A 25179-nucleotide genomic window follows, 5' to 3' on the forward strand; every position below is an offset into this window, starting at 1 on the left:
CGCCCCCAAACACAATCCAGTTCGTCTACCACGAAAGAGAAGAAACGATGACACAACTCGCTGACCAGTCAACACAATCCGAGTCCCAGCACGATCGCCGGCAGCTCACCGAGGCTTGGTCTGCAGTCACCGACAGCCTTGCGACATTCGGTTCGACCGCTGCCGCTACCGGATCGCCGCTGGACAGCGCCGAAGGTGTACGGCACGCACTTCGTCTGTTCGGATACCTCGCCGAGATGAACATCGAGCGCCAAGACGTACTCCGGCCTGAACTCTTCACCCTGATGTCACCGATGCGAAAGTTCTGGGGAGACGGCATCGACGTCGACTACTGGACTGCGATGATCGACCCCAACGAGACATATCGCATTCACGGTAACCGTGGCACAGTGCCCTACGTCGCCGTCCTCGCCAATCGTGTGGGCGCGTCTGGGACCGACAGGGTCGCCGACAACATCGTCATCGACGACAAGGTGTGTGACGCGGACGGCAACTTCGAGATCTTCGTCGCACAAGAGCTGGAGGGGCGCAGCGGCATTCGGCTGGATGAGCGCTGCTTCGACGTAGTAGTGCGTGTGTATCACAAGACGCGTAACGCGGAGATCGATCCTGTTCTCCACATCGAGCGCCTCGGTCCGCCGCCTGGTGCACGCCCCGATCTCGACACGGCGTGGCTGACCCAGCGCCTCACGAAACTTGCTCGTGGCATGGACGTGAGCCTTCGACGCAGTCTTCAGCTCATCGAAACACTCAGTCAGTCTCCCAACGAGATTCGCGTGACCTCGGAGCAGCGAGGGTGGGGAGACTTCTACGGCACCAGCTCCAACCAATACGTTGCCGGCTGGTGGTCACTGAAAGACGCTACTGCCGTCGACATTACGTTCACCATCCCCGACTGCACCTACTTCGGAGTGATGCTGTACAACCACTGGTTCGAGTCCTTCGAGTACCGCGACCACACCGTCAACCTCAACGACGCACACTTCGAGCGCAATGACGATGGAACCGTGACGATCCGAATCGGGGGAGTAGAAGGCGACAGAAACCGACTGAACCCCTGCAACCACACCGAAGGCATCTTGTTGGCGCGCTGCCTGGAGCCCGCTGAGGATGTCACTTCGCCTCATGTGGAGATCATTCGATGACCGACGAAGTAGACCTGCCGTTGGCAGGTGTCCGAGTAGTGGAGATCGGTCAACTGATCGCAATACCCAGCGCCGGGCAGCAGTTGTCCGATCTCGGCGCCGAGGTCATCAAGCTCGAGCCTCCAGGTGGTGAACCGGCCCGACAAATCGACGCCGACTACGCGCGCGGCATCTTCTACGGGTACAACCGTGGAAAGCGTTCAATCTGCCTCGACCTCAAAGACTCCGCCGATCTGCAGCGAGCTCGGGATCTGATCGCATCGAGTGACATCTTGCTGCACAATCTTCGCCCGGGAACCCTCGATCGATTGGGATTCTCCTCTACCGAACTCCAACGCCTGCGACCGGAAATCATCGCCGTCTCGGTGAGCGGGTACGGGGCGGAAGGCCCGTCCGCCACCCGCGCGGGGCTCGACATCGCTGCGCAAGCAGAGAGCGGACTGATGTCGGTGACGGGTGAGGCGGATAGCCCGCCACAACGTGTGGGCGCACCGGTCATAGACCATGCAACGAGCTATGTCGTCGCGCAGGCGGCACTGGCAGCGCTACTTCGACGTGAGCGCACCGGCAAAGGATCGTCCGTCCGAGTCTCCCTGCTGGACGTCGCAATCCACTTGCAGACCGCCAACTGGATCGAGTGGCAGGTATCCGGAAAGCCCATGAGTCGCAAAGGGAACGGACAACCAAGCGTCGCACCGGCGGCAGACGTCTTTCGCGCCGCCGACGGCGAGCTGGTGATCAGCGGATACCAACCGCGAGCATGGATCGAACTGTGCAAGGCGATCGACCTACCCGAGTTGGCCGACGACCCGAGGTTCACCACCAACGCGCTGCGCGTGGAAAACCGTGTTGACCTCGTCGCCACGATCGAGAAGCAGCTGTGCTACCGCAGCGCCGCTGAGGCAGTAGAGCATCTCACTGCGGCCGGAGTGGTTGCCGCAGTTGTGCGTGACTACGACCAGGTAATTTGCGCCGACGATGTGATTGCGAACCGTACCTTCATCCCCGGCACCAACGAACATGGCGAACAGTATTTGACGCCTGCCATGCCCTATCGCGCCGAACCTCCGATGGCACGAACTGAACTTTCACAGGTTCCGGCCTTGAACGAGTGGACAACATCGACGCGCTGAATGCGCCGTTCGGGTCGAAATTGACTTTGCACCAACGTAACTGACAAACAGATAGCCATGCACCATCGAGGAGATGTCCAGTGCTGACCACCGCATTTACCGAGACATTCGGAGTTCGCCACCCAATCGTGCAGGGCGGCATGCAATGGGTGGGGAGAGCAGAACTCGTAGCGGCAGTTGCAAACGCCGGCGCGCTCGGCATGCTCACTGCCCTGACACAGCCGACACCTGACGATCTTGCCCGAGAAATATCCCGAACGCGCGAGCTCACCGATCAACCTTTCGGGGTCAACCTCACAATCCTCCCGACGATCACACCTCCGCCGTACGATGAGTATCGCAACGTGATCATCGACTGCGGAGTGAAAGTCGTCGAGACAGCTGGATCGTCTCCCGCGCCCCATCTGCCGCACTTTCACGGCGCAGGCATCAAGGTTCTCCACAAGTGCACCAGCGTCCGCCACGCGGTCAAAGCCCAAGTCCTCGGCGTCGACGGCATCAGCATCGACGGGTTCGAATGTGCCGGGCATCCAGGGGAAGACGACGTACCGGGTCTCGTCCTCATCGCTGCAGCAGCAGAGCGGATCAGCATTCCCATGATCGCGTCCGGTGGATTTGCCGATGGGCGAGGATTAGTGGCGGCCCTCGCGCTCGGCGCCGACGGCATCAACATGGGTACACGGTTCATGTGCACCGAGGAGTCTCCGATTCACCGCAACATCAAAGAGGCGATAGTCGCTGCCTCGGAGGTCGACACGGAACTGATTTTCAGGTCACTACGCAATACCGCACGGGTAGCACGCAACAGCATCAGCCAAGAAGTTGTCGAAATCCTCTCCAGTGGTGGCAAATTCGAAGACGTTCGACATCTTGTGGCCGGTGCGCGGGGCAGAGCGGTGTTCGACAGCGGCGACCAGGAGGCTGGCATCTGGACGGCTGGGACTGTGCAAGGATTGATTCGCGACGTCCCCACTGTGGGTGAATTGGTGGAACGTATTGTCGCAGAGTCCGAAGCACTGATTGCCGGACGGCTTACCGGCCTCCTGGACCCGGTCAGCGCCTGACTACGTCCGAACCCGCTGAGCGCTACAGTCGGCCAGTCCTTCGCGCATGACCCCTGCCGTTGCGCTCGTCGACCCGCATGCCGCCTACACCTCGTCCTCGATGCGTCGTGCGGTGACGGTGAGCTCTTCGCGATCGCCTCGCGGCCTGTCATCGCCGTTCGATCGTTTCGGGTGCATCCGGACGATCATTGACGTCAGGACGAGGAAAGGAGGTGTACTCCGAATTGCTTGCGGTCATCAGAGTAACAACCGCAAGGTTTCGATCGGCACCGAACACGATCTACTCGACGTTGTGGCCATGGGGCTACCAAAACATCACCGTCGGCCCACAGCAGCTCCCCCCCATTACGTCCCCCGACATTTCTTGGCTTCGACTGCATACAGCAAGGACGAGAGCCCGGCGCGCCCGTCCCGACTGTGCGATCGTCGAAGTCGTCTCACAACCCTTTCAAGGCACCTAGTCCCTATGGCGCTACGATCCCCGCAACAATCTTGCGCTTGACCGAATACTGAAGTCCCACGAGCCCGATAGCGTTCGCGATAGAATCCGATATTTCGCTCGCATCGTCCGGGGCACACCGAAGGGGAATCAAGAGCATGCATGCGGTACCGACCCGGAGGGCGAAATTCGTTGCAGCGGGATTGATCATCGCTGTGGCTACTGCTGGTGCTATCGGTGTATCGAAGATCTTCGCTGCACGCCCATCCTCTGCGAATATCGAAGAGACCATCACGAAAGCGGAACGTGGACGGCACAATCCAGCGTGTGAACCCATCCCGTCGAGGCCCGATGCAGCTACGTTGCGTCGCTCTTCTGACGCGTCGGTTCGTTTGACGAACGTGGTACAGACTGCTGCGCAGCTCTTGCGAGTCAACGGAGCGGCTTGGGGGCCCCAAGTCGCTGTCGGTACTGAGCTATCCATTGATGAAGCTTTCGAGAACGCCGGTTCGATTCCCGGAGATGCGATAGTCGCAGAAGCGGAGTGGCTTCGTCAGGCGCAACGAGATGGACTCTACGACGACGCAGATCGTTCGCTCGATTCGCTTGTCCGGCACATCGAGTCGACAACCATCACGGACGTCGACCTCGCCAGCCATCTGGGGCCGAATTGGCCCGCAGTAATCGATGTCGTCGGGACTGTCGCCGTGATCGGGTTCGAGGAGTACGTGAGCAAGGTGCGCGCGTCACCCCCGATGAGAGCAGCTGACGCGCTCGACCTTCGATCCGCGTTGCGGGAGAACACGGTAGCCCTCGGCCTGGAGGCGGAGTGGGACGGCGCTCAGGAGTTGGTCGCTCTCTACTTTCAAGGATGCACTTCGGCCGCGCTGAGCCGGCGAGAAGCGAACCTTTCGGTCGAGGATTACATCCATGATTGGGACCTGGCGGAGGCTCTGGCACGCGACGCCGTAGCTGCTGCTTTCGCAGCAGATCTCACGAGCAACGAGAACCGTGGACGAGTCGAGATCTTGGCACGAGGTCTTCAGATCATCCAGGCGCCAGACGAATTGGGTCCAAACGACCGGTTGACCCGATCCGTGGATCCGAACGAAAACTTGAATCCGGACGAGGTCGCGCTTCTCGAACTGGAAGATCCATTGATCGAGGGCGAGTGACACGACCAGAGCCTCCGGCGAGTGTGGCGCGGCAAGCAGAAGGGTGGTTGCCGATGTGGCACCGCGCTCTCAGAACCGAAGTGACGCAACATCATCGTGCTCTCCTCTTCGGTGCCCCCTTGCTCACGCAGACAACGCAGCACCTCCTTTCGATACGCACGTAATCGAACCCCGAAAATCATGTCCTCTAGCTGACGGTCCATCCAGTCGAAGAAACAGTTCGCGTCGTGCGGCGGCAGCGGATTTACCGTGGGTATGCCCAGTCTCGAAGCCCCAGCAGAAGCCGAGGGTCTCGACTAACTTTGCCGGACCGACTGCAATGGTCAGCTTCGGCGGAGTGAATCTCGGAAGAAGAACCTTCGTCCCCGATATGCAAAGTCTCTTTGCAGCGGGATCGGCCCGCGGCACGCCTCGCGATAATTGTTCACCTCAGTGCCGCTGTTCCGACCAAGGCGAGTTCGAGGCGTTTCTCCACGGCGAAGTCGATGCATGTCGCGCCGTCGACACCATGCACCTGAGTGCAGGGAAGGGTGCGCACTGGATTCGGCGTCCGTCACAAGAGTGCCAGTGATGGCTACAGCCCCAGTACTCAACCCAGGCGTCATCGCGCAGCTGTTCCCGAAATTAGGCAATCGGCTGTTAGGTACTTCGACATTTTGGGGCTCGAATCCACCGTAACCGATTCTCGCCCTCCACTGGAGATGCAACGGCGCGCCGCCGGGAGCCATGAGGATTTCTGAAAAACTGCAGATCAAGTCAGTATTGACGCCCACGGACTAACCTCACCCTCTGGTTCCGCTGGCCAAAAAGACAAACGATTGTGGCGTGCGCCACAAATCTCCTATAGGGTAACCACTGTTAGCCTGCGACGGGGTGCGAGACATTTCCCAGCGCCGGATCCACGCTCTATCCCACTCCTGAACAGACCGAGCGAGAGCTGAGCGCTCTTGACGACGTCGTGGTGGATTGAGGATCAAGAAAGAAAGATGGTATTGCCGTGCAGTCATCACTTGTCTCTCTGCCGTCCATGGAGAGAGTCCGCATTGGCGCTCCGGTCGCGGAGGCCGCGGCCCAGGAAGCAGAGTTGCTCGGGGCGAACCGAGTCTTCGTCGTATGTAGCGGGACGCTCAACTCGCAGACCGACGAGATCGCTCGGGTGATCGAGGCATTGGGTGATCGATTCGTGGGACTGTTCGATGCGGTTCGACCTCATGTACCGCGCGAAGACGTCATTGCTGCCACCCGAGTTGCTGCCGACGCCGATCCGGACATGCTGTTGTGCGTGGGCGGCGGATCGGCGACGGACCTGGCGAAGATCCTTGCAATCACTCTGGAGCACGGAGTTCGCGAAGCATCACAAATGGACGCCTACCACCTGCAGGTCAATCCCGACACATCGGTGACCGCCCCCACCTTCTCCGCCCCGAAGATCCCGGTAGTGGTGGCGCCCACGACCCTGGCGGGAGGTGAGTTCAACGCGTTGGCCGGGTCGACGGATGAGACGAGCAACGTCAAAGAGGGTTACTTGCATCCGGCGATGACCCCGAAGGCTGTCATCCTCGATCCTGCACTCACGCTGCACACTCCGGAGTGGCTGTGGCTGTCGACCGGGGTTCGCGCACTGGACCACGCCTTCGAGACCCTGGGCTCACTCGAATCGAACGGGTACTACGACGGGATGGCGATGAATGCCATACGACTGCTCTCCGAAGGACTCGTCCGAGTGAAGGAGAACACCGACGACGTGGATGCGCGGCTGATGTGCCAGGTCGGTGCGTGGTCGTCAATGGTCGCGATCGTCGCAGGCCTCGACATGGGCGTCAGCCATGCCGTCGGGCATGCACTCGGCGGCTCGTTCAACGTCCCACACGGGTACACCTCCTGCGTCATGGCGCCCTTCGCGCTCGAGTACAACCGCGAAGTCAACGAGCATCGCCAGGCGCTGATCAGTGCGTCCTTGGGTGCGCCGCAAACGCCCGCACACGAGTTGGCGGACTCGCTCATCCGGCGGCTCGGCATGCCGAGATCGCTGGGAGAAGTCGGACTGACCGAAAACGACCTCCCCAGTCTGGCTACGTACACGTTCAAGGACATCTGGTGCGGGACCAACCCGAACCCCATCGCGAATCCGGATGCTTTGGTTCCTTTGTTGCGGCGGGCACTCTGATCGAGCTCGAAAACAAGTGATCCCCCTCCACGTCGGGTGGAGGGGGATCACCTGTTTTCGGGCTGAACGGGCGTAACCGTCAGCTGGGCGTACCGCCGTTACCACTCTGCGTTCCGGGACGGTGACGGAGAATTCCGACGACGATGTAATCCACGTAGGTTGCCACCAGCGCCTCGATATCGTGGTCGTCTCGAAGCCACCAGCTCACGCCATTCATGAGGTCGAGCACCGCAACAGCCGCACGCTGTGGGTCGGCGATCTCGAACTCTCCGGCGCGGACCCCGGCAGCAATCACATCGCGCACACGCCTCTGGTAGTACTTGCGGTACTCGAGCACCCTCATACGGTGTTCGTCGGTAAGCGCCGAGATCTCTCGTAGGCTTACCAGATGCTCGACCCTGTTCATCGCCAAATACCGCAGATGAACATCGATCAGCGAGGTGAGTCGCTCGACCGGAGTTCCAGTCTCGTCGAGGACAAGTAGATGCTCCTCGACCGGGTCCCGGGTCATCTTGAGCGCGATCGCGTAGAGGATCTCCTCTTTCGAGGTGAAGTGGTTGTAGAGGCTCGCGCCCTTGATTCCCACCGAATCTGCGATGCCACGCATGCCTGCCGAGTGGTAGCCCTGATCAGCGAAGTATTCGGCCGCCGCGGCCAGTATGTCGTCACGTCTGCTTGGAAGCCCTTCAAGCCGTGGTCGACCGGATCCGGGTGTCGCGCTGCTGGCAGGATCGATGTTCAGCGTTTCAGTCCTTTGCATACAGGCGGCGTAGTTCTCTCTTGAGCAGCTTCCCCTGAGGGTCCGTGGGCAGCTCATCCACAATCTTGATCGCCTTTGGAACCTTATAGCCTGCGAGCACGGTCTTGCAGTGGTCTCGCAACTCCTGGCCGGTGAGGTCGCTGCCGTCTATGACGATGACGAAGCCTGTGACCGCCTCGGACCAGTATTCGTCCGGAAGTCCCACGACGGCGGCGCGCGACACCTCGGGGTGGGCTTGTAGTACGCGCTCGACCTCCTGCGAGGACACGTTGTAGCCGCCCGTCTTGATCATGTCCTTGCTGCGATCGAGGAAGAACATGTTGCCCTCCGAATCGCGACGTACGATGTCGCCGGTGTGGACCCAACCACCGTCGAGGACAGCGGCGGTCTTCTCGGGATCCTTGTAGTAACCCAGCATCACCGACGGCGTGCGACAGAGGAGTTCACCTCGCTCTGCTTCATTTCCGTCGGCATCGACCACCTTGACCTCGAGATGGCCTACAGGCTTGCCGATCCAGGTCGGATCCTGATCGGGAATGTCCTCGAGTCGCTTGAACCAGCCGACGGAGCCCAACTGCGTCAACTCGGACTGACCCCAGTAGGTGCCCCACACCGATGCGGGCGCCGCGTGGTGCCATGCGTCCACCGTTCGCGGCGAGACCTGACCTCCATAGGTCAGGCAGCGCTGGATGGTCCCGACAGTCTCAGGACCGAAGTCAGGATGATCTGCGAGCGAGATGAAGAACGTCGGGGTTTGAGCCAGGACGGTGATCTGCTCCGCTTTGATCATGTGCAAAGCGTCGGCAGGCGCGAGGCTGGCCGGGAGCACGAGCGTCGCTCCCAATAGCAGGAGCGAGGTCAGGGAGCCGATTCCGGCAATAGTGTGGAATGGCATGACGTAGAGCCAGACGTCATCGTCCAGGCATCGCAGTCCCCATGTGTACGCAGGTGCGGTGGAGACCAGGTAGTTGCGATGCGGCAGCATGACGCCCTTCGGAGCCGCCTCGGTTCCACTGGTGTACACGATCATTGCGAGATCGTGCTCGTCGACATCGCAATCCGGCTCTGTCGGCGACGAGGACGCGAGGAGTTGATCGAAGCAGTGACCGCCGAACTCGTCCGTGCTGTCGAGAACAACGATTTCGGGGCGGGTACCGAGTCCCGCCAGCGCTTCTTCCAGTAATGGCAGGAATTCCGCGGCCACGACCACAACCGCGGGCTCGAGGTGCCCGATCTGTTGAGCCACTTCGTTCGGTCCGAAAAGGACATTGATGCCGGAGTACACCGCCCCTATTTTGAGAGCACCGTAGTAGGCGACGATCGACTCCACGCGATTGCGGGCCATCACGGCGACCCGGTCACCGCGGGAAACACCGAGTCCGAGGAACATATGGGATGCCCGGTTGGCATCCTGATTGAGCGCACCGTAGGTGGTCACGGTGCGTCGACCACCTGGGGCATACGACACGATCGCCGGCTTCGAGTATCGACTCTGCGAGTGGCGGCGTAGCTGGTCGCCCAACGTCGCTCGCCCTAGCGGTGACGACTGGGTCGCTGTGAGGGATCGGACAAGCGGACCTGAACTCCGTCGCACATCAGTGGCATCCGATTCGACACTTGTCGACAGATCCATGGTTCCTCAACTTCCTGAATGCTTACCGCGGTTAGTATGATGTGGCTCATACTGTCATCGGCATCCACGCGGGTCAAGCAGAGTTTCCAAGCAACAATGGGAATATCGAAATCACACTTGGTTGTGTCGCTAACGGCTGTTAGCCTGCATGACATGACTATCGTCACTGACCTGGACCGTGACCACCTGCGTTCGGCGGTGTTACGGGGCAACGTTCCGACCATGCTCGCCGTGTTGCTGGAGCTGACCGCCGATGAGCGGTGGGTGGCACCCCGCTATCAACCCACGCGCAGTCGGGGCATGGATGACAACTCCACGGGAGGACTTCCGGAGGACGTTCAGTCCGAAATCCGGAGCGCGTTGATCGACGCAGTGGAACGCTGGTGGACGCTGGACGAGCCGTCCCGGCGGACGCTGGACAGCTCGGAAGTCGAGCGAATCCTCAACTTCACCTGCAGCGAGACCGTGCCGCCGGACTTCGCGCCGATGATGGCAGAGATAGTCAATGGTCCGCAGATCAAGCCTGCCACCGCCAAGTGCGACGAGCGACTCCACGCCATCGTGATCGGAGCCGGCATCGCGGGGATGCTGGCCTCCGTCGAGCTCACCCGCGCTGGAATCCCTCACGTGATCCTGGAGAAGAACGACGACGTCGGCGGATCATGGTGGGAGAACCGCTATCCGGGCGCCGGAGTTGATACACCGAGCCACCTTTACTCGATCTCGTCGTTCCCTCGTAACTGGTCGACCCATTTCGGCAAGCGCGACGAGGTTCAGGGATATCTCGAGGACTTTGCGGAGGCCAACGACATCCGGCGCAATGTCCGCTTCCGCCATGAGGTGACGCGCGCCGAGTTCGAGGAGTCGAAACAGAGTTGGCGTGTGTCCGTCCAGCGACCAGGTGAGGCGCCGGAGACCCTCGAGGCTCCCATCCTGATCAGCGCGGTCGGTCTGCTCAATCGTCCGAAGATCCCGCATCTACCGGGAATCGAGACCTTCCGTGGTCGCCTCTTCCACTCCGCCGAGTGGCCGAACGAGCTCGACGATCCCGAGTCGCTCCGCGGAAAGCGAGTGGGCATCGTCGGTACCGGAGCCAGTGCTATGCAGATCGGCCCGGCCATCGCGGATCGTGTCGGATCGCTGACGATCTTCCAGCGCTCACCACAGTGGATCGCACCGAACGACGACTACTTCACGACCATCGACGACGGCGTCCACTGGCTGATGGACAACATCCCCGGCTATCGCGAGTGGTACCGGGCGCGTCTGTCGTGGATCTTCAACGACAAGGTGTACTCGTCCCTCCAGGTCGACCCCGACTGGCCAGAGCCGAGCGCCTCGATCAATGCGACCAACCATGGTCATCGCAAGTTCTACGAACGCTATCTCCGCGATCAGCTGGGTGATCGAACAGATCTGATCGAGGCATCTCTTCCGGACTATCCGCCCTTTGGTAAGCGAATGCTGCTGGACAATGGCTGGTTCACGATGCTTCGTAAGCCCGACGTCACACTGGTGCCCCACGGAGTCGACGCCCTGACACCTTCTGGACTCGTCGACACGAACGGCGTCGAGCACCAGCTGGACGTCATTGTCATGGCGACGGGTTTCCACAGTGTGCGCGTTCTTTACCCGATGGACATCGTCGGTCGATCCGGCCGGTCCACCGGAGAAATCTGGGGCGAGCACGACGCGCGCGCCTACCTGGGAATCACAGTTCCTGACTTCCCCAATTTCTTCGTCATGACCGGACCGAACACCGGCCTGGGACATGGGGGGAGCTTCATCACGATCCTGGAATGTCAGGTCCGCTACATCATGGATGCCTTGAAGTTGATGCAATCGGAAAACCTAGGCGCGATGGAGTGCCGGGCCGAGGTCAACGATCGATACAACGAGGCCGTCGACCGACAGCACGCACAGATGGTCTGGACCCATCCGGCAATGGAGAACTGGTACCGAAACCCGGACGGTCGCGTCGTGTCGGTCCTTCCATGGCGGATCAACGACTACTGGGCCATGACCTACCGAGTCGACCCGGCAGATTTTCGTACCGAGCCGGCACGCTCCGAGTCGGTCCCGACTCCGACCGCGCGAGGGTGATCATGCAGGACGAAGCCACCGGCGGAGTGCACGGCGGGCCGCTGTCGGGTATCCGGGTCATTGAAATGGAGGCCATAGGGCCGCTACTGCACGCCGGTCTGATGTTGGCAGATCTTGGCGCCGATGTCGTGCGCATCGTGCGCCCCATCTCGATGGGAGCAGATGACGGAATCGACGATGCGAATGCGGGGATGCTCCGAGGGCGGACCGAACTCACTGCAGATCTGACCAAGACCGAAGATCTCGCCAAGGTGCGCAGGCTGATCGGCCGAGCGGACGTCCTGATGGAGGGCTCTCGGCCCGGCACGATGGAGAAGCTCGGCCTGGGCTCCGAGATCTGCCTGCAGGACAATCCGGGGCTGATCTACGGCCGAATGAGTGGCTGGGGCCAGAAGGGACCGATGGCCCGAGAAGCCGGGCACGACCTGAACTACCTTGCGCTTTCGGGCGCGCTCGAACAGCTCGGACCGGCTTCCGGGCCGCCGTCACCGCCGCTGAACTACGTCGGGAACTTCGGCGGCGGATCGATGTTCCTGCTCGTAGGAGTACTTGCCGCGCTGCACGAAAGAGAACGCACTGGCCGAGGCCAGGTGGTGGATACAGCGATGGTCGACGGCGCCAGTTCGTTGACTGCGCTCGTCCGATCGTGGCAGCATGCCGGCCGCTGGTCAGCCCGTCGTGGAACCAACCTCCTCGACGGATCTGCCCCGTTCTACCGCGCGTACGAGTGCGCAGACCACAGGTACATGGCGGTAGGGGCCCTCGAAGACGTGTACTACGACCGCTTCGTGTTCGGACTCGGATTGGATCCCGCCTCGTTGCCGAATCGCTGGGACCAATCGAACTGGGACGACTTGTCCGAACGCTTCGGCAGAACCTTCGCCACACACGATCGCGACGCCTGGGTCGAGGTCTTCGACGGCCTGAACGCTTGTGTCACACCCGTGCTCACACTCCACGAGGCAACACTCCACGACCATGCAATACAGCGGACGGCCTTCGTCGATGCAGGAGGCTTTTCGATGCCCTCCGCCGCACCACGGCTGGACTCGTCACAGGGAGCAGCCCCACCACGGAGAAACGACGAACTGGACGCAACCGTGTCGCGATGGGAGATTGCCTCAGAGCACCTCGGGGGCAATTCCACTCGACATCGGTCCACTCGCATGGCTGTTGGTCCACAGACGTGGTGAGCGAGAGAACCGATGGCGCCAGGCGGGCTACGATTTCGGTATGCGCAGGCTGGCTGGATCGTTCGATCGTGACCTCCCCGGGTTGCCGCGTGGCCGCGGCCGACTGGCTGTGGACGAGGTCCAAGACGCGCAACGCGATCGCATTCTGCGTGCGGTGATCTCGTCGACGGCGGAGAAGGGGATCGCCTCGACCACGATCGCCGATGTCGTCGGGCGTGCCAGGGTGTCTCGTCAAGCTTTCTACAAGCAGTTCGAGAGCAAAGAAGCGTGCTTGATCGCGGCGATCGACGCCGGCATCGAGGTGATCGTCTCCAACATCACCTCGACACAAAGCTCGACCGCCAATTTATCTCTACACGAACAGCTTTCGGCTGTCATCGAGAAGTATCTCGAGACGTGTTCGTCCGAACCGGAGTTCGTGCGAGCCTGGGTGGTGGACCTACCTGTGGCCGGCCCGGCCGGGGTGGCGAAGCGCAACGAGTACGTGGAACTGCTCGCCGATGCATTGCTCGTCGGCTACTCGTCCAAGTCTTCAGAAGCCCCGGGGCGTGAAGTGTTTCTCGCGGCGATCGGCGGTTGCAACGAGTTGTTCTACCGCCAGGTGGTTGACGGGTCGAATTCGTACATGAATCTTCATGCGCCGATCATGTCCTTCCTTGAACGGGTACTGGATCTCTCGTCCAACCCTTCGTAGTCCGGTGTTGACAAGCCAAGGGTAGATCGCCATGCTCATTCATAAGTACTGCTACGTACTTATGAACGAGGAGTGGTCATGCGAATTACGAGTGGACTGACACAGAGTCCGATCGCACCGCCCGGCCGGGTAGCGATCCGTCCGCGGCGAGTCGATTTCGACTGGGAGAAAGCGCCTTTGGTGTGGTTGCCGAACGAGCCGATCGCCTCATACCTCCTCAGCTCGATGAACCTCGTCATCCCGGAGGGCGAACGGATGATGATCCAGGCCTTCGAGCAGGCCCTCCCGGACGTGCACGACGAGAAGCTTCGCGAGGACATGCTCGGTTTCATGGGTCAAGAACTGCTGCACGCAGAGGCGCATGACGAGGTCATGAATCAGGTGTTCACACGGCACGGGATCGACCCGGCCCCGTTCAACCGCCAGATGCAGTATTTCTTCCGTAGAACTTTGGGCGTCGGTGACGACCCCGATCCGCGGGCCATCCGGCAGCGTCTGATCGAGCGTCTCGGGATTTGCGCGTCTTCGGAGCATATGTTCGCGTTCGTGGGCGACTGGGCGTTGAACGCGGACTTGGAGAAATTCGGCGCGGATCCGCAGATGCTTGACCTCTATCGGTGGCATGGGGCCGAAGAGGTCGAGCATCGTGCCGTGGCACACGAGGTCGCCACGTACTTCGGAGTCGGCTACTTTCGCCGCTGTATCTCCATGATCATCACGTGGCCAATCTTTTTGGGGTGGTTGCTCCGTGCTGCGATGTATCTGAGTCGCAACGACCCCAACACGCCGAACATCGGTTATCCACGATTGCTACTGGAATTCGTCCGCGCCGGACGCCGCGGACTGGTGCCTGGTGTATCGAAATGGTTCTGGAGCGGTGTGTCGACGTTCGTGCCGGGATTTCACCCCGACAGTGTGGGGTCCACCGCCCAGGCCCTCGCCTACGTCGCGCAATCGCCAGCGGCCAAGCGGGTCAACACATGACACCCAACGCGCCCGAACTCACACAGCGGTGGCCGGCCCCCCGCGAGATCCCGGTCGACCTACGTCGCGGCAAGCGCCGCGACTCGATTCTGCGCATTCTGGACGTCCTGGTCTCCACGCAGGTCAAGTTGGCGGTCTTGATTCATCGCGACGAGCCACCGGAAAACCGGATCGACGAGTACAAGACAACGCTCACGGTGTCGGAGCGCACGACGGTGGCCACCGACAACGACGTGGTCAGTATCGAACTGCGAGCACCTGACGGCAGCGACCTCGAACGGTGGTATCCCGGGGCACACCTCGACCTGTACCTGCCCTCGGGACGGATACGTCAGTACTCGCTGTGCGGCGATCCCGCCGATCGACGCTGCTACCGGATCGCGGTACGCCGGATTCCTGATGGTGGCGGCGGATCGAACGAGGTGCACGACGAGTTGCCAGTCGGTACCGTCGTCGGCGTTCGCGGTCCACGCAACGCATTCGGGTTCGTCGAACCCGGGCGAATCGAGCGCGCGAAGCGCGTTCACTTCGTGGCGGGTGGCATCGGCATCACACCGATACTGCCGATGGTCCGCGAGGCGGAGCGCATGGGCCTGGATTGGTCGCTGATGTACGTCGGTCGCGAGCGCCGCACACTACCGTTCCTCGAGGAATTGTCGCCGTTTGGTGATCGGGTCACCATCCGCACCGACGACGAATACGGCCTACCCGCAGCGAATGATCTTCTCCCGCCGAATGTCCGCAGCGGCGACGCGATCTACTGTTGCGGTCCCGTCCCGATGCTGGACCTGATCACAGCTAGTGTGCGCAACGAGCCCGGTGTGGAAGTGCACGCCGAACGCTTCTCCGCCGCACCGGTCGTCGATGGACGACCCTTCCGTATCCAACTGGCTCGCACCGGTCAAGTCATCGATGTCGCCGCCGACCAGACCGCACTGGACGCGGTGCTGCGTGTGAACCCGAAAGCCCCCTATTCATGTCGTCAGGGCTTCTGCGGCACCTGCATGGTCCACGTCAGCGACGGCGACGTCGATCATCGTGACAATTCGTTGAGCCCAGCCGAGCGCGCCGCCGGCAAGATGCTCCTGTGCGTTTCGCGGAGCAACAGTCCCTGCCTGACGGTCACCACATGAATCCACCGATGAGAAAACACAATTCCCGACAACCGGAGTACCTGTTGAACGACGATCAACTGACATCGCGGGTGGTGGACCTGCTGATCGCACTGGAGGAAATGGACGCCGATGCCGTGCGCGCACTCGTCGATCCCGACATCGAATGGCGCAACACCGGCCTGCCCAGCGTGCGTGGAAGCAAACGCGTCGAACGGGCGCTCACGATCGTCTCTCGCCTGATCACCAGGTACGAGGTCGTGGAAGTGCTCACGATGACCACCGACCACAACACCGTGTCCTCCCGGCGACGAGAGATCATCCGCATCGGATGGTTTGCCATGCACCTCGACGTAGACGGCCACTACACATTCGCAAACGGCCTGCTTCGCATTTGGGACGACCGCTTCTCCTACCGCCGACTGCTCCGCGGATTGCGATTCGGCCCAACCACCCGAACCTGAGGTAGCGACGTTTTGTGTCGCATTTTGCCGGGGAGTCCTCACCAGATGCTGAAATCTCCCCCTGCAGCTTCTCGACTGCATCCTCGGTTCAGGAGTTCGGCCGCTGGTGCGGAGAACTCTCGCCGAGCCTACGTTCGCGCATGTGACGAGCTCGTTGTTCCTTTGGACTGCAACGGGATTGGATACCGCTGATGGATGCTCGACAATTGTTCGCTCTCGGTGCACACGACACCGGGATGTTGTCTCTGGCCTTGCAGCTGACCCCGCTGTGTCTCGGCGCAGAGGATGCGGAGCAGTACGTCTTTGTTCGCGCCGCCAATGCCACCGCGGTCCTCAGCCTTGCTCTGCTGTCCGCCGCGTTTGTCTTCTGACCGACGGCTGGATGACTTTCCGGGCGCAACATGTTCACGAATGAAGGAGTTTCGGTGAATCCACCCATAAACCACTACCGCAGGCGATCGGTGGAATCGATCCTCCTCGGCGGAGCCCTTGCAGCAGTGCTGCTCTCAGGATGCACGATAAGTTCAGCAGATCCCACTACCGAGGGCAGGCAGTCGTCGAAGATGCCCACCGACTCCGAGCAGATCACCACGGTGATCCGATCTCACCTCGATACCCTCAGTACGACTCGACCGAGGTGCAACGAGAATTGGTGGCGGGTCGGGGCATCCAGGGGTCGGTATCGAGCCGGCGGTCGACGGGTGCTCAACTGACGGGTAGTTCCGTAACTTTCTTCGAGAGGGCCCCACTAATGCGTATTGGAGTATCCGGCCCGCACGGGACCGGCAAGAGCACGCTGGTCGACGAGTTGTGTGGCCGCCTCGCGGGACACATTCGGGTCGATGAACCGTATTTCGTGCTCGAAGAGGAGGGGCGCGAGTTCGAGTTTCCACCCTCGGCTGATGATTACCGTGCGCAGCTTCGTCGTTCACTGCGCTTGCTGACTACACCTTCTTCTGGTGTTGTATTCGATCGCACGCCGCTCGACTTCCTGGCGTACTTGTCGGCGTGTGGTGTCGATCCGGAGGCAGAAGTCGAGGCGGCGATTGTGAGGTCCGCGCTGTGTACTCTCGACGTGCTGGTTGTGGTGCCGATTACCGTCGAAACAGTGCAGAAGTTGCCTGCGGTGGGGATGCCGGAGCTGCAGCGCGCGGTGAACGACGCGTTGCTGGATTTGGTGTACGCCGATCCGATGCAGGTGTGTGACTCCCTGGTAGTTGTCGAGCTTGACGGCCCACTCCGTGGGCGGGTCGACACGGTTCTCTCGGCTTTGCAGTGACACCGGAATCGTCGAGCTGGGTGCGTTCGAAAGATGCTGGTACTGATCGTTACTCGTGATGATCGACCTGATGAAACTTCGGTTTATGGCTGGCCGGTCTCTAAAATGGCAAGGGATGTACGTCTTCTCGGGTGAGCTGGTGCTGCCGCCCCTTCAGTTTGCCGCCCCGCAGTGCGCTGCTCACCAACGCGCGTTCCCGGGCTCACTCTCTGGCGGAGGGTATCGAAAACAGGCATCTCGTGGCTCAGAGTGAATTCTGAGAGCCGGTTGTCCTGGTAAGTTTCGCGAAACCGAGGAAACGGAGTCCAGCGTGACAGTCGCCGCGTACCCATCCTTTCTGTTGCGATTCTCGCTACGGTCGCACTTGTCGTGGCCGGATGTTCGTCGGGCTCCGAGACTGATTCGACAAACACCGTAACCGCTCGGCAGCCGCCCAACATCGACATAATCGCTGGTGCTCGCCCCGAATCCCACCATGACCGATTCTTGTCCAACCTTCAGGCGATGGCGGCTGTAGATTCCGATCTATTTGTCAGATCAACCTGCGACTTTCGAAAAACTACGCGACAGTTGGCGCTGAAATTCCGGGCAAAGATGGCCTTTTCGACAGCTGAGAACAATCCACCAGCAGTCGGTCAACACTGCCCCTCTCCCTGGACTCGACGGGATGAAACCGTTAGCAACGGAGCTACGAACGAGGCACGGGGTGTCAGGATTCACCAGTGTGTCGAGGACCGGGAGTGACTGCCGACGGAAACTGTTGACTAGGTTCGAACCTTTCCAGCGCCAGGCACCGACCCGACAGGTGACCTATCGCCATGGTTCTGTGGCAACAGGTGTGGCCGCGACTTCCCACGAGCATTCCGAGCGCTCCAAGGGGCACCAACCACCCCTTACATACTTTGCCAGCGGAGATCGTCCATGTCGTTTCCAACATCAGCCATCGTTGATGCCAACAAACACCTACTGGCGCTTTGCAACAACGGCAACATGATATGGTCGGCAACCAACAAAACCGCACACAACGAGATCGCATCAAACGGCGAACAGCTAACGACTGCAACAATATTCAGTCCACGGCAATCCGGGCTCACACCGCTCCGACGCCAACCACACGGGGACGCGGCATCACCGCTTTTCAATCCTGAAACAGCCACCCGAAAACCACCCCCTCACTTAGGGTGTCGGTTTGTCCAACAAGAACACGGACAAACCGCGGCAGGTCGAACTCATCGGTTCGCCGCCGGGATGTTGACGTACTCGATCGACCGGCCGTGTAGTGGGGAGTCTTCACCTTCCCGATCGGAATCGGGCTTGCAGTCAGTACCTATGGATGGCGCTGGGAGGAAAGCGATTCCGGACCGTCGGTATCGCAGCGACTGCAGAAATTTTCGCCGTCAACCGCATCCGGGACCTCAACGAGGGCCAAGACACCGCCGAACTGACCGTCCGTATCAGCGGCCCGGGTTTGGACACGTTCGACGCTGACTGCGAGGCGCCCAAAGGTAACGTGCCACCCCAGGTCGGTGACCGGCGCACGGTGATGGTGAATCCATCCGACCTCACCTTTGCCATCGTCTATGACCATCTTTTCCAACAGGACTAGCACCAATCGTCCTTGCTCGATGATCCGTGGTGCTCCACTAAGCCCTCCTCCAAGAACAAGGAGTCCTACTTCACTCCAGGAAGGTCACCTCAAACTCGAGACACTTTGCAATGAAACGAGTTTGAAATGCTCTTCCTACACGGGTAGCGAGTTGGCTCGACTGAGTCCCTGCTCGTGATCTACCGATACCTGGGTGGAAGCGAGCGACGGACAGTACGCCACAGCCGCGCACGCCGGCAAAGCTACCGTGATTCGGGTATGGCTGTGGCACAACTGTATTCACAACCGAATGTGACCGGCATCGACAAGACATTTTCCAGTCGGTTGTTCAGACTTTTTCAGCGAGAACGTCGAGGTAGCTGATTTCGGGCGGCGCAGCGAAGAGTTCGTCGGCGCGTTCGCCGAGGGCCTTGCCGACCGGACCATTGAGATGTGTCTCGCGGGCAGCTTGGTCCGGGAATGCGTCGATGATGCCGAACGACGAGGGCCCGAACCGCACCGCGAACCAGGGTTTCGTGCCGGGCTCCTGCTCGACGAGCGGCAGTGCCGATCGGAGGAATTCCTCGACCGCTTCTTCCTTGCCGGGCTTCGCTTCAAGTCGGACCAGCAGCGCCTTGGTGGCCATATCGGATCTCCTCTTCGAGGTGGTGAACACTGTCAAGCATCACACCATCCATCGGTTAATGGAAGGTACCCAAACCCACCGTTCGAGGAAACCGATCCCAACCCCCTAGCGATCGTGGAGCCGAAGGAGGAGACTCCATGGTAAGGGAATGCGATGCCTGGATGCAGCCGCAGTTGCGTCGATGGCAGGAAAAATGTTGGTGCGCCGACATTTTGGTGCGGTCTTCACTTCTGCGCGCCGTGGACCTTCCCCGAACAGCACGATTCATTCGGTCGGTCGCTCACGCGTGGACGCCTGCGGCCGACGAGATAAACCGGAAAGCCGCAGCTACAAGACAAGGGAGTGCCGCGATGAAAGCGCTTGTATACGACGGGCCTCGAGAGGTCCACGTCAAGGACGTGCCCGATGCGCGGATCGAGAATCCGACAGATGTGCTGGTGAAGATCACGAGCACCAACATCTGCGGGTCGGATCTACACATGTACGAAGGCCGCACCGATCTGGAGCCCGGAATGGTCCTCGGTCACGAAAACTTGGGCATCGTCGCCGAAGTCGGCAATGCAGTGGTCAAAGTATCGCCAGGGGATCGAGTGTGCTTGCCGTTCAACATCGGCTGCGGCTTCTGCCGAAACTGCGAGGAAGGGTTGACTGCATTCTGCCTGACGGTGCACCCCGATCCGAAGATGGCCGGCGCTGCATTCGGTTTCGCGGGGATGGGCCCGTTCTGGGGCGGACAGGCGGAATATCTGCGAGTGCCGTTCGGCGACTTCAACTGTCTGCGACTGCCCGAGGATGCCCAGGACAAGGAAACCGACTACGTGATGCTGTCGGACATCTTTCCCACCGGATGGCATTGCACCCGCCTGGCCGACATGCAACCCGGCGATTCGATGGTGGTCTACGGCGCTGGCCCAGTCGGTTTGATGGCCGCGTATTCGGCGATGATCCAGGGAGCGAGCAAGGTGATGATCGTCGACCGCCACCCCGACCGGCTACGCCTGGCCGAAGAGATCGGCGTCGTCCCCATCGACGACTCGAAGGGCGACCCCGTCGAGCAGGTCCTCGAGCAAACCAACGGGAAAGGCGCAGACAAGGGGTGCGAGTGCGTCGGCTATCAGGCACACGACCCGCAAGGCCACGAGGACGCCGCCATGACGATGAACCGGCTCGTGGATTCGGTGCGCTTCACCGGCCACATCGGGGTGGTCGGCATCTTCCTTCCCCAGGACCAGAACGGCCCCGACGAACTCGAGCGCAACGGCAAGATCGCCTTCGACATGGGCAAGTTCTGGTTCAAGGGCCAGAAGATCGGCACCGGACAAGCGAACGTCAAACACTACAACCGGCAACTGCGCGACCTCATCCACGAAGACCGGGCAAAGCCCTCCTGGATCATCTCCCACGAACTCCCGCTCGCCGAAGCCGAATCCGGCTACCAGCACTTCGACGCTCGCGACGACGGCTGGACCAAAGTCGTCCTGCATCCCTGACACGGCCAGAACCGAGAGGAGCACAACGATGCCAATGCCACTGCAGGGCAAGAAGATAGCGATATCGACTGCCGACGGGGCCGGAGGAGTAGAAGTCGTAGACGAACAGGTCGCGATCGACGGGAACCTGATCTCGAGCCGCTCGCCCGACGACCTTCCTGCGTTCCGTCAGGCCATCGTCGAGCAGTTCGCGAAGCTCGGGGCAGGTGCGTCATGACCGTGAACCAGACCTCGGTGTCCCTCGACGATGCGCAGCGGATCATCGCCGCAGGACAGGCCAAAGCCACCGAGATCGAGTCGCCGTCGAACATTGCGGTGGTCGATGCCGGCGGCAACCTCGTGGCTCACGTGCGAATGGACGGTGCCTGGATCGCCAGCATCGACATCTCGATCAACAAGGCGTTCACCGCGCGGGCATTAGACGTCTCGACCGAGGACCTCGCGGCCAACGCGGGCCCGGGCGAGCAGTTCTACGGGATACACGCCTCCAACGGCGGACACATCATGATCTTCACAGGCGGTGTGCCTCTGCGGCACAACGGCCAGGTCGTGGGCGCTGTCGGCGTCAGCGGCGGCACCGGGGAGCAGGACAAGACCGTCGCCGAGGCGGCCGTGGCGGCGCTGTGAGCTCTGTTTCATCCGCGCGTCAGGTGAATTGACGCCGGCCAAGCCCGCTCGGCGAAACCGAATCCGGCTACCAGCATTTCGACGCTCACGACGACGGTTGGACCAAAGTCGTACTGCATCCCTGAGGCGGCTCCGAGCCGAGACGAACACAACCACGGCCAGACCTGGCACACCTGCGCCACCACGGGGGCGAGAGCAAACCGACCCCTCGATCGAAATCCTGCCAAAGGATGTAGCACAGGAATAGACGAGAACCACGTAAGTCCCGTAGTGACGGTGGCCGAAACATGTTGAATTGCAATAGCTCCCGCCTGAGCGGTCTGTTGACCAGCCACAGAACGGGACGTTGAACCGTGCAGCACGCGGGTGTTCGCCACCTACTCGCAACCAATTGGAACCGGCCAGTAGTGGCTCATTACCTTTCTGTCACAAGGCGATTCGATAGAACTACAATGAATCTCGTCCGGGTTCAACGGAGCTGCTGTTCACTGACTGTGACGATCTTTCGCAAAGGGAGTTCTCCTTTTGCATGCGCCGCGGTAGTGTGGACGTACCGCAGTAGCGGCCGACACTCGAGTTTTCGTGTCGAAGCCGATACTCGGAGTTTCATGCGATGGCCGCTTCGATCGGGTTCCGGCGGGCATCTTCGATCAAGGGCAGGTGTGGTCGCCACTGCCCCGTTGCGCCCCGCCCATCAGGCGAATGTTGTTGACGCCCTTTAGGTGGACGAAAAGACTCATCATGGCTGGGTGGTTCGTGAGCTCAACCGGTTGACCGGCGGTCGGGCCCTGTCAGTACACACAGGCCCGGCGAACCCCACAACATCAACGCTGAGGGGCGTGATGTCAAAGCACAGTGGCGGAAACCCTTACCCTCGGCCGCTCTCGAGCCTCACGCCCGCCATCCACGGATTGGTGTCGGGCGCCGTTATCGGCGCCCTGCTCGGTCTCCGTGACTTCACCCAATCCACTCGCCAAAACCAGGGAACTACGAAGTCCTTGCCGACATCGAGCGAAGTTGCGGGCGGAATCGCACTTGCTCAACGGCCGGGCCGATCGAAAGGAATTGAGTCATGACAACTGCTGTAGGCATCGACTTGGGCACAACCAACTCGGTCATCGCAAGCTGGCAAGGCGGCGAGCCGGTGGTGATCTCCAATGTGGAGGGAGCACGGACGACGCCTTCGGTGGTGGCGTTCACCGAGAACGGTGAGCGTCTGGTGGGCCAGCTTGCCCGACGGCAGGCGATCTTGAATCCGAAGGGCACGATCTACTCGGCGAAACGCTTCATCGGACGTCACTACGACGAGATCTCCGAGGAAGCCAAAGCGGTCAGCTTCGACGTCGTAGCGGGTGACAACGGTGAGGCCCGCTTCGACGTGCGCGGCAAGAAATACGCACCAGAGGAGATCAGCGCTCTCGTGCTGCGCAAGCTCGTCGACGACGCGAGCAAGTTCCTCGGTGAGAAGGTGAAGGAAGCGGTCATCACTGTTCCTGCCTACTTCAACGACGCGCAACGAAACGCCACCAAGGACGCGGGCCGTATCGCAGGCCTCGAGGTTTTGCGGATTATCAACGAACCGACCGCTGCGGCACTCGCGTACGGCATGGACAAACAGACCCACGAAACCGTACTGGTCTTCGACCTCGGCGGCGGAACCTTCGATGTGAGCCTGCTGGACGTCGGAGAGGGGGTAGTCGAGGTTCGTTCCACGGCCGGCGACTCCCACTTGGGCGGCGACGACTTCGATCGACGCGTGGTGGACTACCTCGCCGACGAATTCCAGCGCGCGGAGAACATCGATCTGCGTAAGGATGCGCAGGCGTTGCAACGACTGTTCGAAGCCGCGGAGAAGGCAAAGGTTGAGCTGTCCTCGGTGACCCAGGCCCAGGTAAACCTGCCTTTCGTCACCGCTGACGCGAATGGTCCCAAACATCTCACCACTACGATCATGCGATCGAAGTTCGATGATTTGACTGCCGATCTGGTGGAACGGTGCCTCGGCCCGGTGAAGCAGGCCATGAGTGACGCCAAGGTCGCCGCCAACGACATCGACGAAGTGATACTGGTCGGCGGTTCGACACGTATCCCGGCTGTACAGGCGCTGGTTCGCCGGCTGACCGGCGGCAAGGACCCCCACATGGGCGTCAACCCGGACGAGGTCGTTGCCCTCGGAGCCGCAGTCCAGGCAGGCGTGCTCAAAGGCGAGGTTTCCGATGTGTTGTTACTCGATGTCACCCCACTGTCCCTCGGCGTCGAGACGCAGGGCGGGGTGATGACGAAGATCATCGAGCGGAACACGACGATCCCGGCACGGCGCAGCGAAGTGTTCTCCACGGCGGAAGACAATCAGTCCGCCGTGGACGTCGTGGTGTTGCAGGGCGAACGCGAACGTGCGGCCGACAACCGGGTGCTGGGCCGGTTCCGGCTGGAAGACATCCGCCCCGCGCCACGTGGCGAGGCCCAGGTGGAAGTCATTTTCGACATCGACGCCAACGGCATCCTGAACGTCACCGCTCGCGACAAGGATACCGGCAAGGAACAGAGCATCACGATCAGTGAACAGGGCAACCTTGATCAGGGTGAGGTCGAGCGCATGTTGGCGGAGGCCGAACGGAACCGGGGTGAGGACGAGGCGCTGCGCAAGGCGGTCGACGCGCGCAACGGGCTCGATTCGGTTGCGTATCAAGTGGAGCGGCGACTCGCCGAACTCGGTGACAGTGCCCCGCCGCATGAGAAGGCGCGGGCCGAGATGCTGGTTGCCGACGCCCGAAAGGCCGTGCAGGACGGCGCTTCACCCGCGGAGGTTCAGCCACTCACCTCGGAGCTGCAACAGCTGCTCTACGGACTTGTGCCGGACCAGTCGGACGACGGGCAAGCAGGCGGCGCTGATGCTGCGTCGTCGGATGACGGCGACGTGATCGACGCCGAATTCGATCGAAGCTGAGGCGCACGATGGAAATGTCTGCAGATCATTCGACGACTGAGCCGACTACCAACAGCGCCGACACGGATCAAAGCAAGACCGAGTCCGATCGCGCCGAGACGGCAGACGAGCTGTCTCAACTCGAGGACCGTTGGCGCAGGGCCGTCGCAGATCTGGACAACCTGCGCAAGCGATACGCCAAAGATCTGGACCGTGAACGCGCCGCGGAAGTAGCGAAGGTTTCGGCGGCGTGGCTGCCGATACTGGACAACTTGGAGCTTGCGCTTGCACACGCAGGCAGCGATCCGCAGGCCGTCGTCGAAGGTGTGAAGGCGATCCGGGACCAGGCGGTACAGGTGCTCTCACGACTCGGCTTCGAGCGCCACGACGAGGCCGGTGTGCCGTTCTCCCCGGAACTCCACGAGGTGGTCAGTGTGGTAACCCGACCCGACCTTCCGTCCGGGACCGTGGTCGAGGTCTTGCGCCCGGGTTATGGAGAGGACGGGCGACAGTTGCGGCCCGCCGCGGTGGTCGTCAGCCGCCCAGAGGGGTGAGCACCG

At 61.1% G+C, this 25179-nt stretch carries 21 protein-coding genes and 1 pseudogene; 19 read left to right on the top strand and 3 right to left on the bottom strand.

Features of this window, described 5'->3' with window-relative positions; translation table 11 throughout:
* The first annotated feature begins 47 nt into the window (after positions 1-47).
* The 5 genes from M1L53_RS02370 (at position 48) to M1L53_RS02390 (ending at position 7123) form a co-directional block, all read left to right on the top strand.
* Positions 48-1145: a hypothetical protein gene (locus tag M1L53_RS02370; protein ID WP_054188348.1), complete on the top strand. Its 1098-nt coding sequence runs from the start codon at positions 48-50 to the stop codon at positions 1143-1145.
* Positions 1142-2278, top strand: a complete 1137-nt coding sequence (locus M1L53_RS02375) for a CaiB/BaiF CoA-transferase family protein (RefSeq protein WP_007735579.1) — start codon at positions 1142-1144, stop codon at positions 2276-2278. The genes M1L53_RS02370 and M1L53_RS02375 overlap by 4 nt, the downstream gene beginning before the upstream one ends.
* An 80-nt stretch (positions 2279-2358) precedes the next feature.
* Positions 2359-3342: a nitronate monooxygenase family protein gene (locus M1L53_RS02380; protein WP_054188349.1), complete on the top strand. Its 984-nt coding sequence runs from the start codon at positions 2359-2361 to the stop codon at positions 3340-3342.
* A 597-nt stretch (positions 3343-3939) separates the two neighbouring features.
* Positions 3940-4956 (top strand): hypothetical protein, encoded by a 1017-nt coding sequence (locus M1L53_RS02385; RefSeq protein ID WP_042922072.1) that lies wholly within the window; start codon positions 3940-3942, stop codon positions 4954-4956.
* Positions 4957-5953: 997 nt separating this feature from the next.
* Positions 5954-7123: an iron-containing alcohol dehydrogenase gene (locus M1L53_RS02390; protein WP_024487884.1), complete on the top strand. Its 1170-nt coding sequence runs from the start codon at positions 5954-5956 to the stop codon at positions 7121-7123.
* A 79-nt stretch (positions 7124-7202) separates the two neighbouring features.
* On the opposite strand, the gene M1L53_RS02395 is transcribed toward M1L53_RS02390, so the two are convergent.
* Entirely contained in the window at positions 7203-7883 is a 681-nt protein-coding gene (locus M1L53_RS02395) for a TetR/AcrR family transcriptional regulator (protein ID WP_007735574.1), read from the bottom strand.
* Positions 7870-9516, bottom strand: a complete 1647-nt coding sequence (locus M1L53_RS02400; protein WP_231782708.1) for a class I adenylate-forming enzyme family protein — start codon at positions 9514-9516, stop codon at positions 7870-7872. Before M1L53_RS02400 ends, M1L53_RS02395 begins: the two co-directional genes overlap by 14 nt.
* A gap of 153 nt (positions 9517-9669) precedes the next feature.
* Between M1L53_RS02400 and M1L53_RS02405 the strand changes: the two genes are divergently transcribed.
* The 9 genes from M1L53_RS02405 (at position 9670) to M1L53_RS02445 (ending at position 18951) form a co-directional block, all read left to right on the top strand.
* A complete protein-coding gene (locus M1L53_RS02405; RefSeq protein ID WP_051649580.1) occupies positions 9670-11619 on the top strand; it encodes an NAD(P)/FAD-dependent oxidoreductase in 1950 nt (649 codons plus the stop codon).
* Between the two features lie 2 nt (positions 11620-11621).
* Positions 11622-12812 carry a CaiB/BaiF CoA-transferase family protein gene (locus tag M1L53_RS02410; protein WP_037133871.1) on the top strand — a complete coding sequence of 397 codons (1191 nt, stop codon included), beginning with the start codon at positions 11622-11624 and terminating at the stop codon, positions 12810-12812.
* Positions 12813-12852: 40 nt separating this feature from the next.
* Positions 12853-13506: a TetR/AcrR family transcriptional regulator gene (locus M1L53_RS02415; protein ID WP_020971347.1), complete on the top strand. Its 654-nt coding sequence runs from the start codon at positions 12853-12855 to the stop codon at positions 13504-13506.
* A 78-nt stretch (positions 13507-13584) separates the two neighbouring features.
* Positions 13585-14490: a metal-dependent hydrolase gene (locus M1L53_RS02420; RefSeq protein WP_030537143.1), complete on the top strand. Its 906-nt coding sequence runs from the start codon at positions 13585-13587 to the stop codon at positions 14488-14490.
* The gene (locus M1L53_RS02425; RefSeq protein ID WP_054188350.1) at positions 14487-15623 is read left to right on the top strand and encodes a PDR/VanB family oxidoreductase; all 1137 of its coding nucleotides are present in this window, start codon (positions 14487-14489) and stop codon (positions 15621-15623) included. The genes M1L53_RS02420 and M1L53_RS02425 overlap by 4 nt, the downstream gene beginning before the upstream one ends.
* A 44-nt stretch (positions 15624-15667) precedes the next feature.
* Positions 15668-16066 carry a limonene-1,2-epoxide hydrolase family protein gene (locus tag M1L53_RS02430; RefSeq protein ID WP_251014328.1) on the top strand — a complete coding sequence of 133 codons (399 nt, stop codon included), beginning with the start codon at positions 15668-15670 and terminating at the stop codon, positions 16064-16066.
* Positions 16067-16257: 191 nt separating this feature from the next.
* Entirely contained in the window at positions 16258-16437 is a 180-nt protein-coding gene (locus M1L53_RS02435; RefSeq protein WP_054188352.1) for a hypothetical protein, read from the top strand.
* Between the two features lie 380 nt (positions 16438-16817).
* Entirely contained in the window at positions 16818-17345 is a 528-nt protein-coding gene (locus tag M1L53_RS02440) for an AAA family ATPase (RefSeq protein WP_007735561.1), read from the top strand.
* 1333 nt (positions 17346-18678) lie between these two features.
* A complete protein-coding gene (locus tag M1L53_RS02445; RefSeq protein WP_020971353.1) occupies positions 18679-18951 on the top strand; it encodes a hypothetical protein in 273 nt (90 codons plus the stop codon).
* 328 nt (positions 18952-19279) lie between these two features.
* On the opposite strand, the gene M1L53_RS02450 is transcribed toward M1L53_RS02445, so the two are convergent.
* A complete protein-coding gene (locus M1L53_RS02450; RefSeq protein ID WP_020971354.1) occupies positions 19280-19576 on the bottom strand; it encodes a putative quinol monooxygenase in 297 nt (98 codons plus the stop codon).
* A gap of 350 nt (positions 19577-19926) precedes the next feature.
* Here M1L53_RS02450 and M1L53_RS02455 point away from each other — a divergent pair, with 350 nt between their 5' ends.
* The 5 genes and pseudogenes from M1L53_RS02455 (at position 19927) to M1L53_RS02475 (ending at position 25173) form a co-directional block, all read left to right on the top strand.
* A complete protein-coding gene (locus tag M1L53_RS02455) occupies positions 19927-21066 on the top strand; it encodes a glutathione-independent formaldehyde dehydrogenase (RefSeq protein WP_024487877.1) in 1140 nt (379 codons plus the stop codon).
* Between the two features lie 85 nt (positions 21067-21151).
* A pseudogene (locus tag M1L53_RS02460) lies at positions 21152-21283 on the top strand (DJ-1/PfpI family protein); the annotation flags it as partial.
* Positions 21280-21693: a heme-binding protein gene (locus M1L53_RS02465; protein ID WP_054188355.1), complete on the top strand. Its 414-nt coding sequence runs from the start codon at positions 21280-21282 to the stop codon at positions 21691-21693. The pseudogene M1L53_RS02460 and the gene M1L53_RS02465, both read left to right, overlap by 4 nt.
* A gap of 1072 nt (positions 21694-22765) precedes the next feature.
* Positions 22766-24640 carry a molecular chaperone DnaK gene (gene dnaK / locus M1L53_RS02470; RefSeq protein WP_007735554.1) on the top strand — a complete coding sequence of 625 codons (1875 nt, stop codon included), beginning with the start codon at positions 22766-22768 and terminating at the stop codon, positions 24638-24640.
* An 8-nt stretch (positions 24641-24648) separates the two neighbouring features.
* On the top strand, positions 24649-25173 hold the full coding sequence (locus M1L53_RS02475; protein WP_007735553.1) for a nucleotide exchange factor GrpE: 525 nt from the start codon (positions 24649-24651) through the stop codon (positions 25171-25173).
* Positions 25174-25179: the final 6 nt, after the last annotated feature.

Source organism: Rhodococcus sp. T9N, from assembly GCF_024436645.1.
Lineage (GTDB): Bacteria > Actinomycetota > Actinomycetes > Mycobacteriales > Mycobacteriaceae > Rhodococcus_F > Rhodococcus_F qingshengii.

What these genes read in the sequence shown, in the direction of transcription:
- M1L53_RS02370 (WP_054188348.1), top strand. Translation starts at nt 48, where the DNA reads ATGACACAACTCGCTGACCAGTCAACACAATCCGAGTCCCAGCACGAT.
- M1L53_RS02375 (WP_007735579.1), top strand. Translation starts at nt 1,142, where the DNA reads ATGACCGACGAAGTAGACCTGCCGTTGGCAGGTGTCCGAGTAGTGGAG.
- M1L53_RS02385 (WP_042922072.1), top strand. Translation starts at nt 3,940, where the DNA reads ATGCATGCGGTACCGACCCGGAGGGCGAAATTCGTTGCAGCGGGATTG.
- M1L53_RS02395 (WP_007735574.1), bottom strand. Translation starts at nt 7,883, where the DNA reads ATGCAAAGGACTGAAACGCTGAACATCGATCCTGCCAGCAGCGCGACA.
- M1L53_RS02400 (WP_231782708.1), bottom strand. Translation starts at nt 9,516, where the DNA reads ATGGATCTGTCGACAAGTGTCGAATCGGATGCCACTGATGTGCGACGG.
- M1L53_RS02405 (WP_051649580.1), top strand. Translation starts at nt 9,670, where the DNA reads ATGACTATCGTCACTGACCTGGACCGTGACCACCTGCGTTCGGCGGTG.
- M1L53_RS02410 (WP_037133871.1), top strand. Translation starts at nt 11,622, where the DNA reads ATGCAGGACGAAGCCACCGGCGGAGTGCACGGCGGGCCGCTGTCGGGT.
- M1L53_RS02415 (WP_020971347.1), top strand. Translation starts at nt 12,853, where the DNA reads ATGCGCAGGCTGGCTGGATCGTTCGATCGTGACCTCCCCGGGTTGCCG.
- M1L53_RS02420 (WP_030537143.1), top strand. Translation starts at nt 13,585, where the DNA reads ATGCGAATTACGAGTGGACTGACACAGAGTCCGATCGCACCGCCCGGC.
- M1L53_RS02425 (WP_054188350.1), top strand. Translation starts at nt 14,487, where the DNA reads ATGACACCCAACGCGCCCGAACTCACACAGCGGTGGCCGGCCCCCCGC.
- M1L53_RS02435 (WP_054188352.1), top strand. Translation starts at nt 16,258, where the DNA reads ATGGATGCTCGACAATTGTTCGCTCTCGGTGCACACGACACCGGGATG.
- M1L53_RS02440 (WP_007735561.1), top strand. Translation starts at nt 16,818, where the DNA reads ATGCGTATTGGAGTATCCGGCCCGCACGGGACCGGCAAGAGCACGCTG.
- M1L53_RS02445 (WP_020971353.1), top strand. Translation starts at nt 18,679, where the DNA reads ATGGCGCTGGGAGGAAAGCGATTCCGGACCGTCGGTATCGCAGCGACT.
- M1L53_RS02450 (WP_020971354.1), bottom strand. Translation starts at nt 19,576, where the DNA reads ATGGCCACCAAGGCGCTGCTGGTCCGACTTGAAGCGAAGCCCGGCAAG.
- M1L53_RS02455 (WP_024487877.1), top strand. Translation starts at nt 19,927, where the DNA reads ATGAAAGCGCTTGTATACGACGGGCCTCGAGAGGTCCACGTCAAGGAC.
- M1L53_RS02465 (WP_054188355.1), top strand. Translation starts at nt 21,280, where the DNA reads ATGACCGTGAACCAGACCTCGGTGTCCCTCGACGATGCGCAGCGGATC.
- dnaK (WP_007735554.1), top strand. Translation starts at nt 22,766, where the DNA reads ATGACAACTGCTGTAGGCATCGACTTGGGCACAACCAACTCGGTCATC.
- M1L53_RS02475 (WP_007735553.1), top strand. Translation starts at nt 24,649, where the DNA reads ATGGAAATGTCTGCAGATCATTCGACGACTGAGCCGACTACCAACAGC.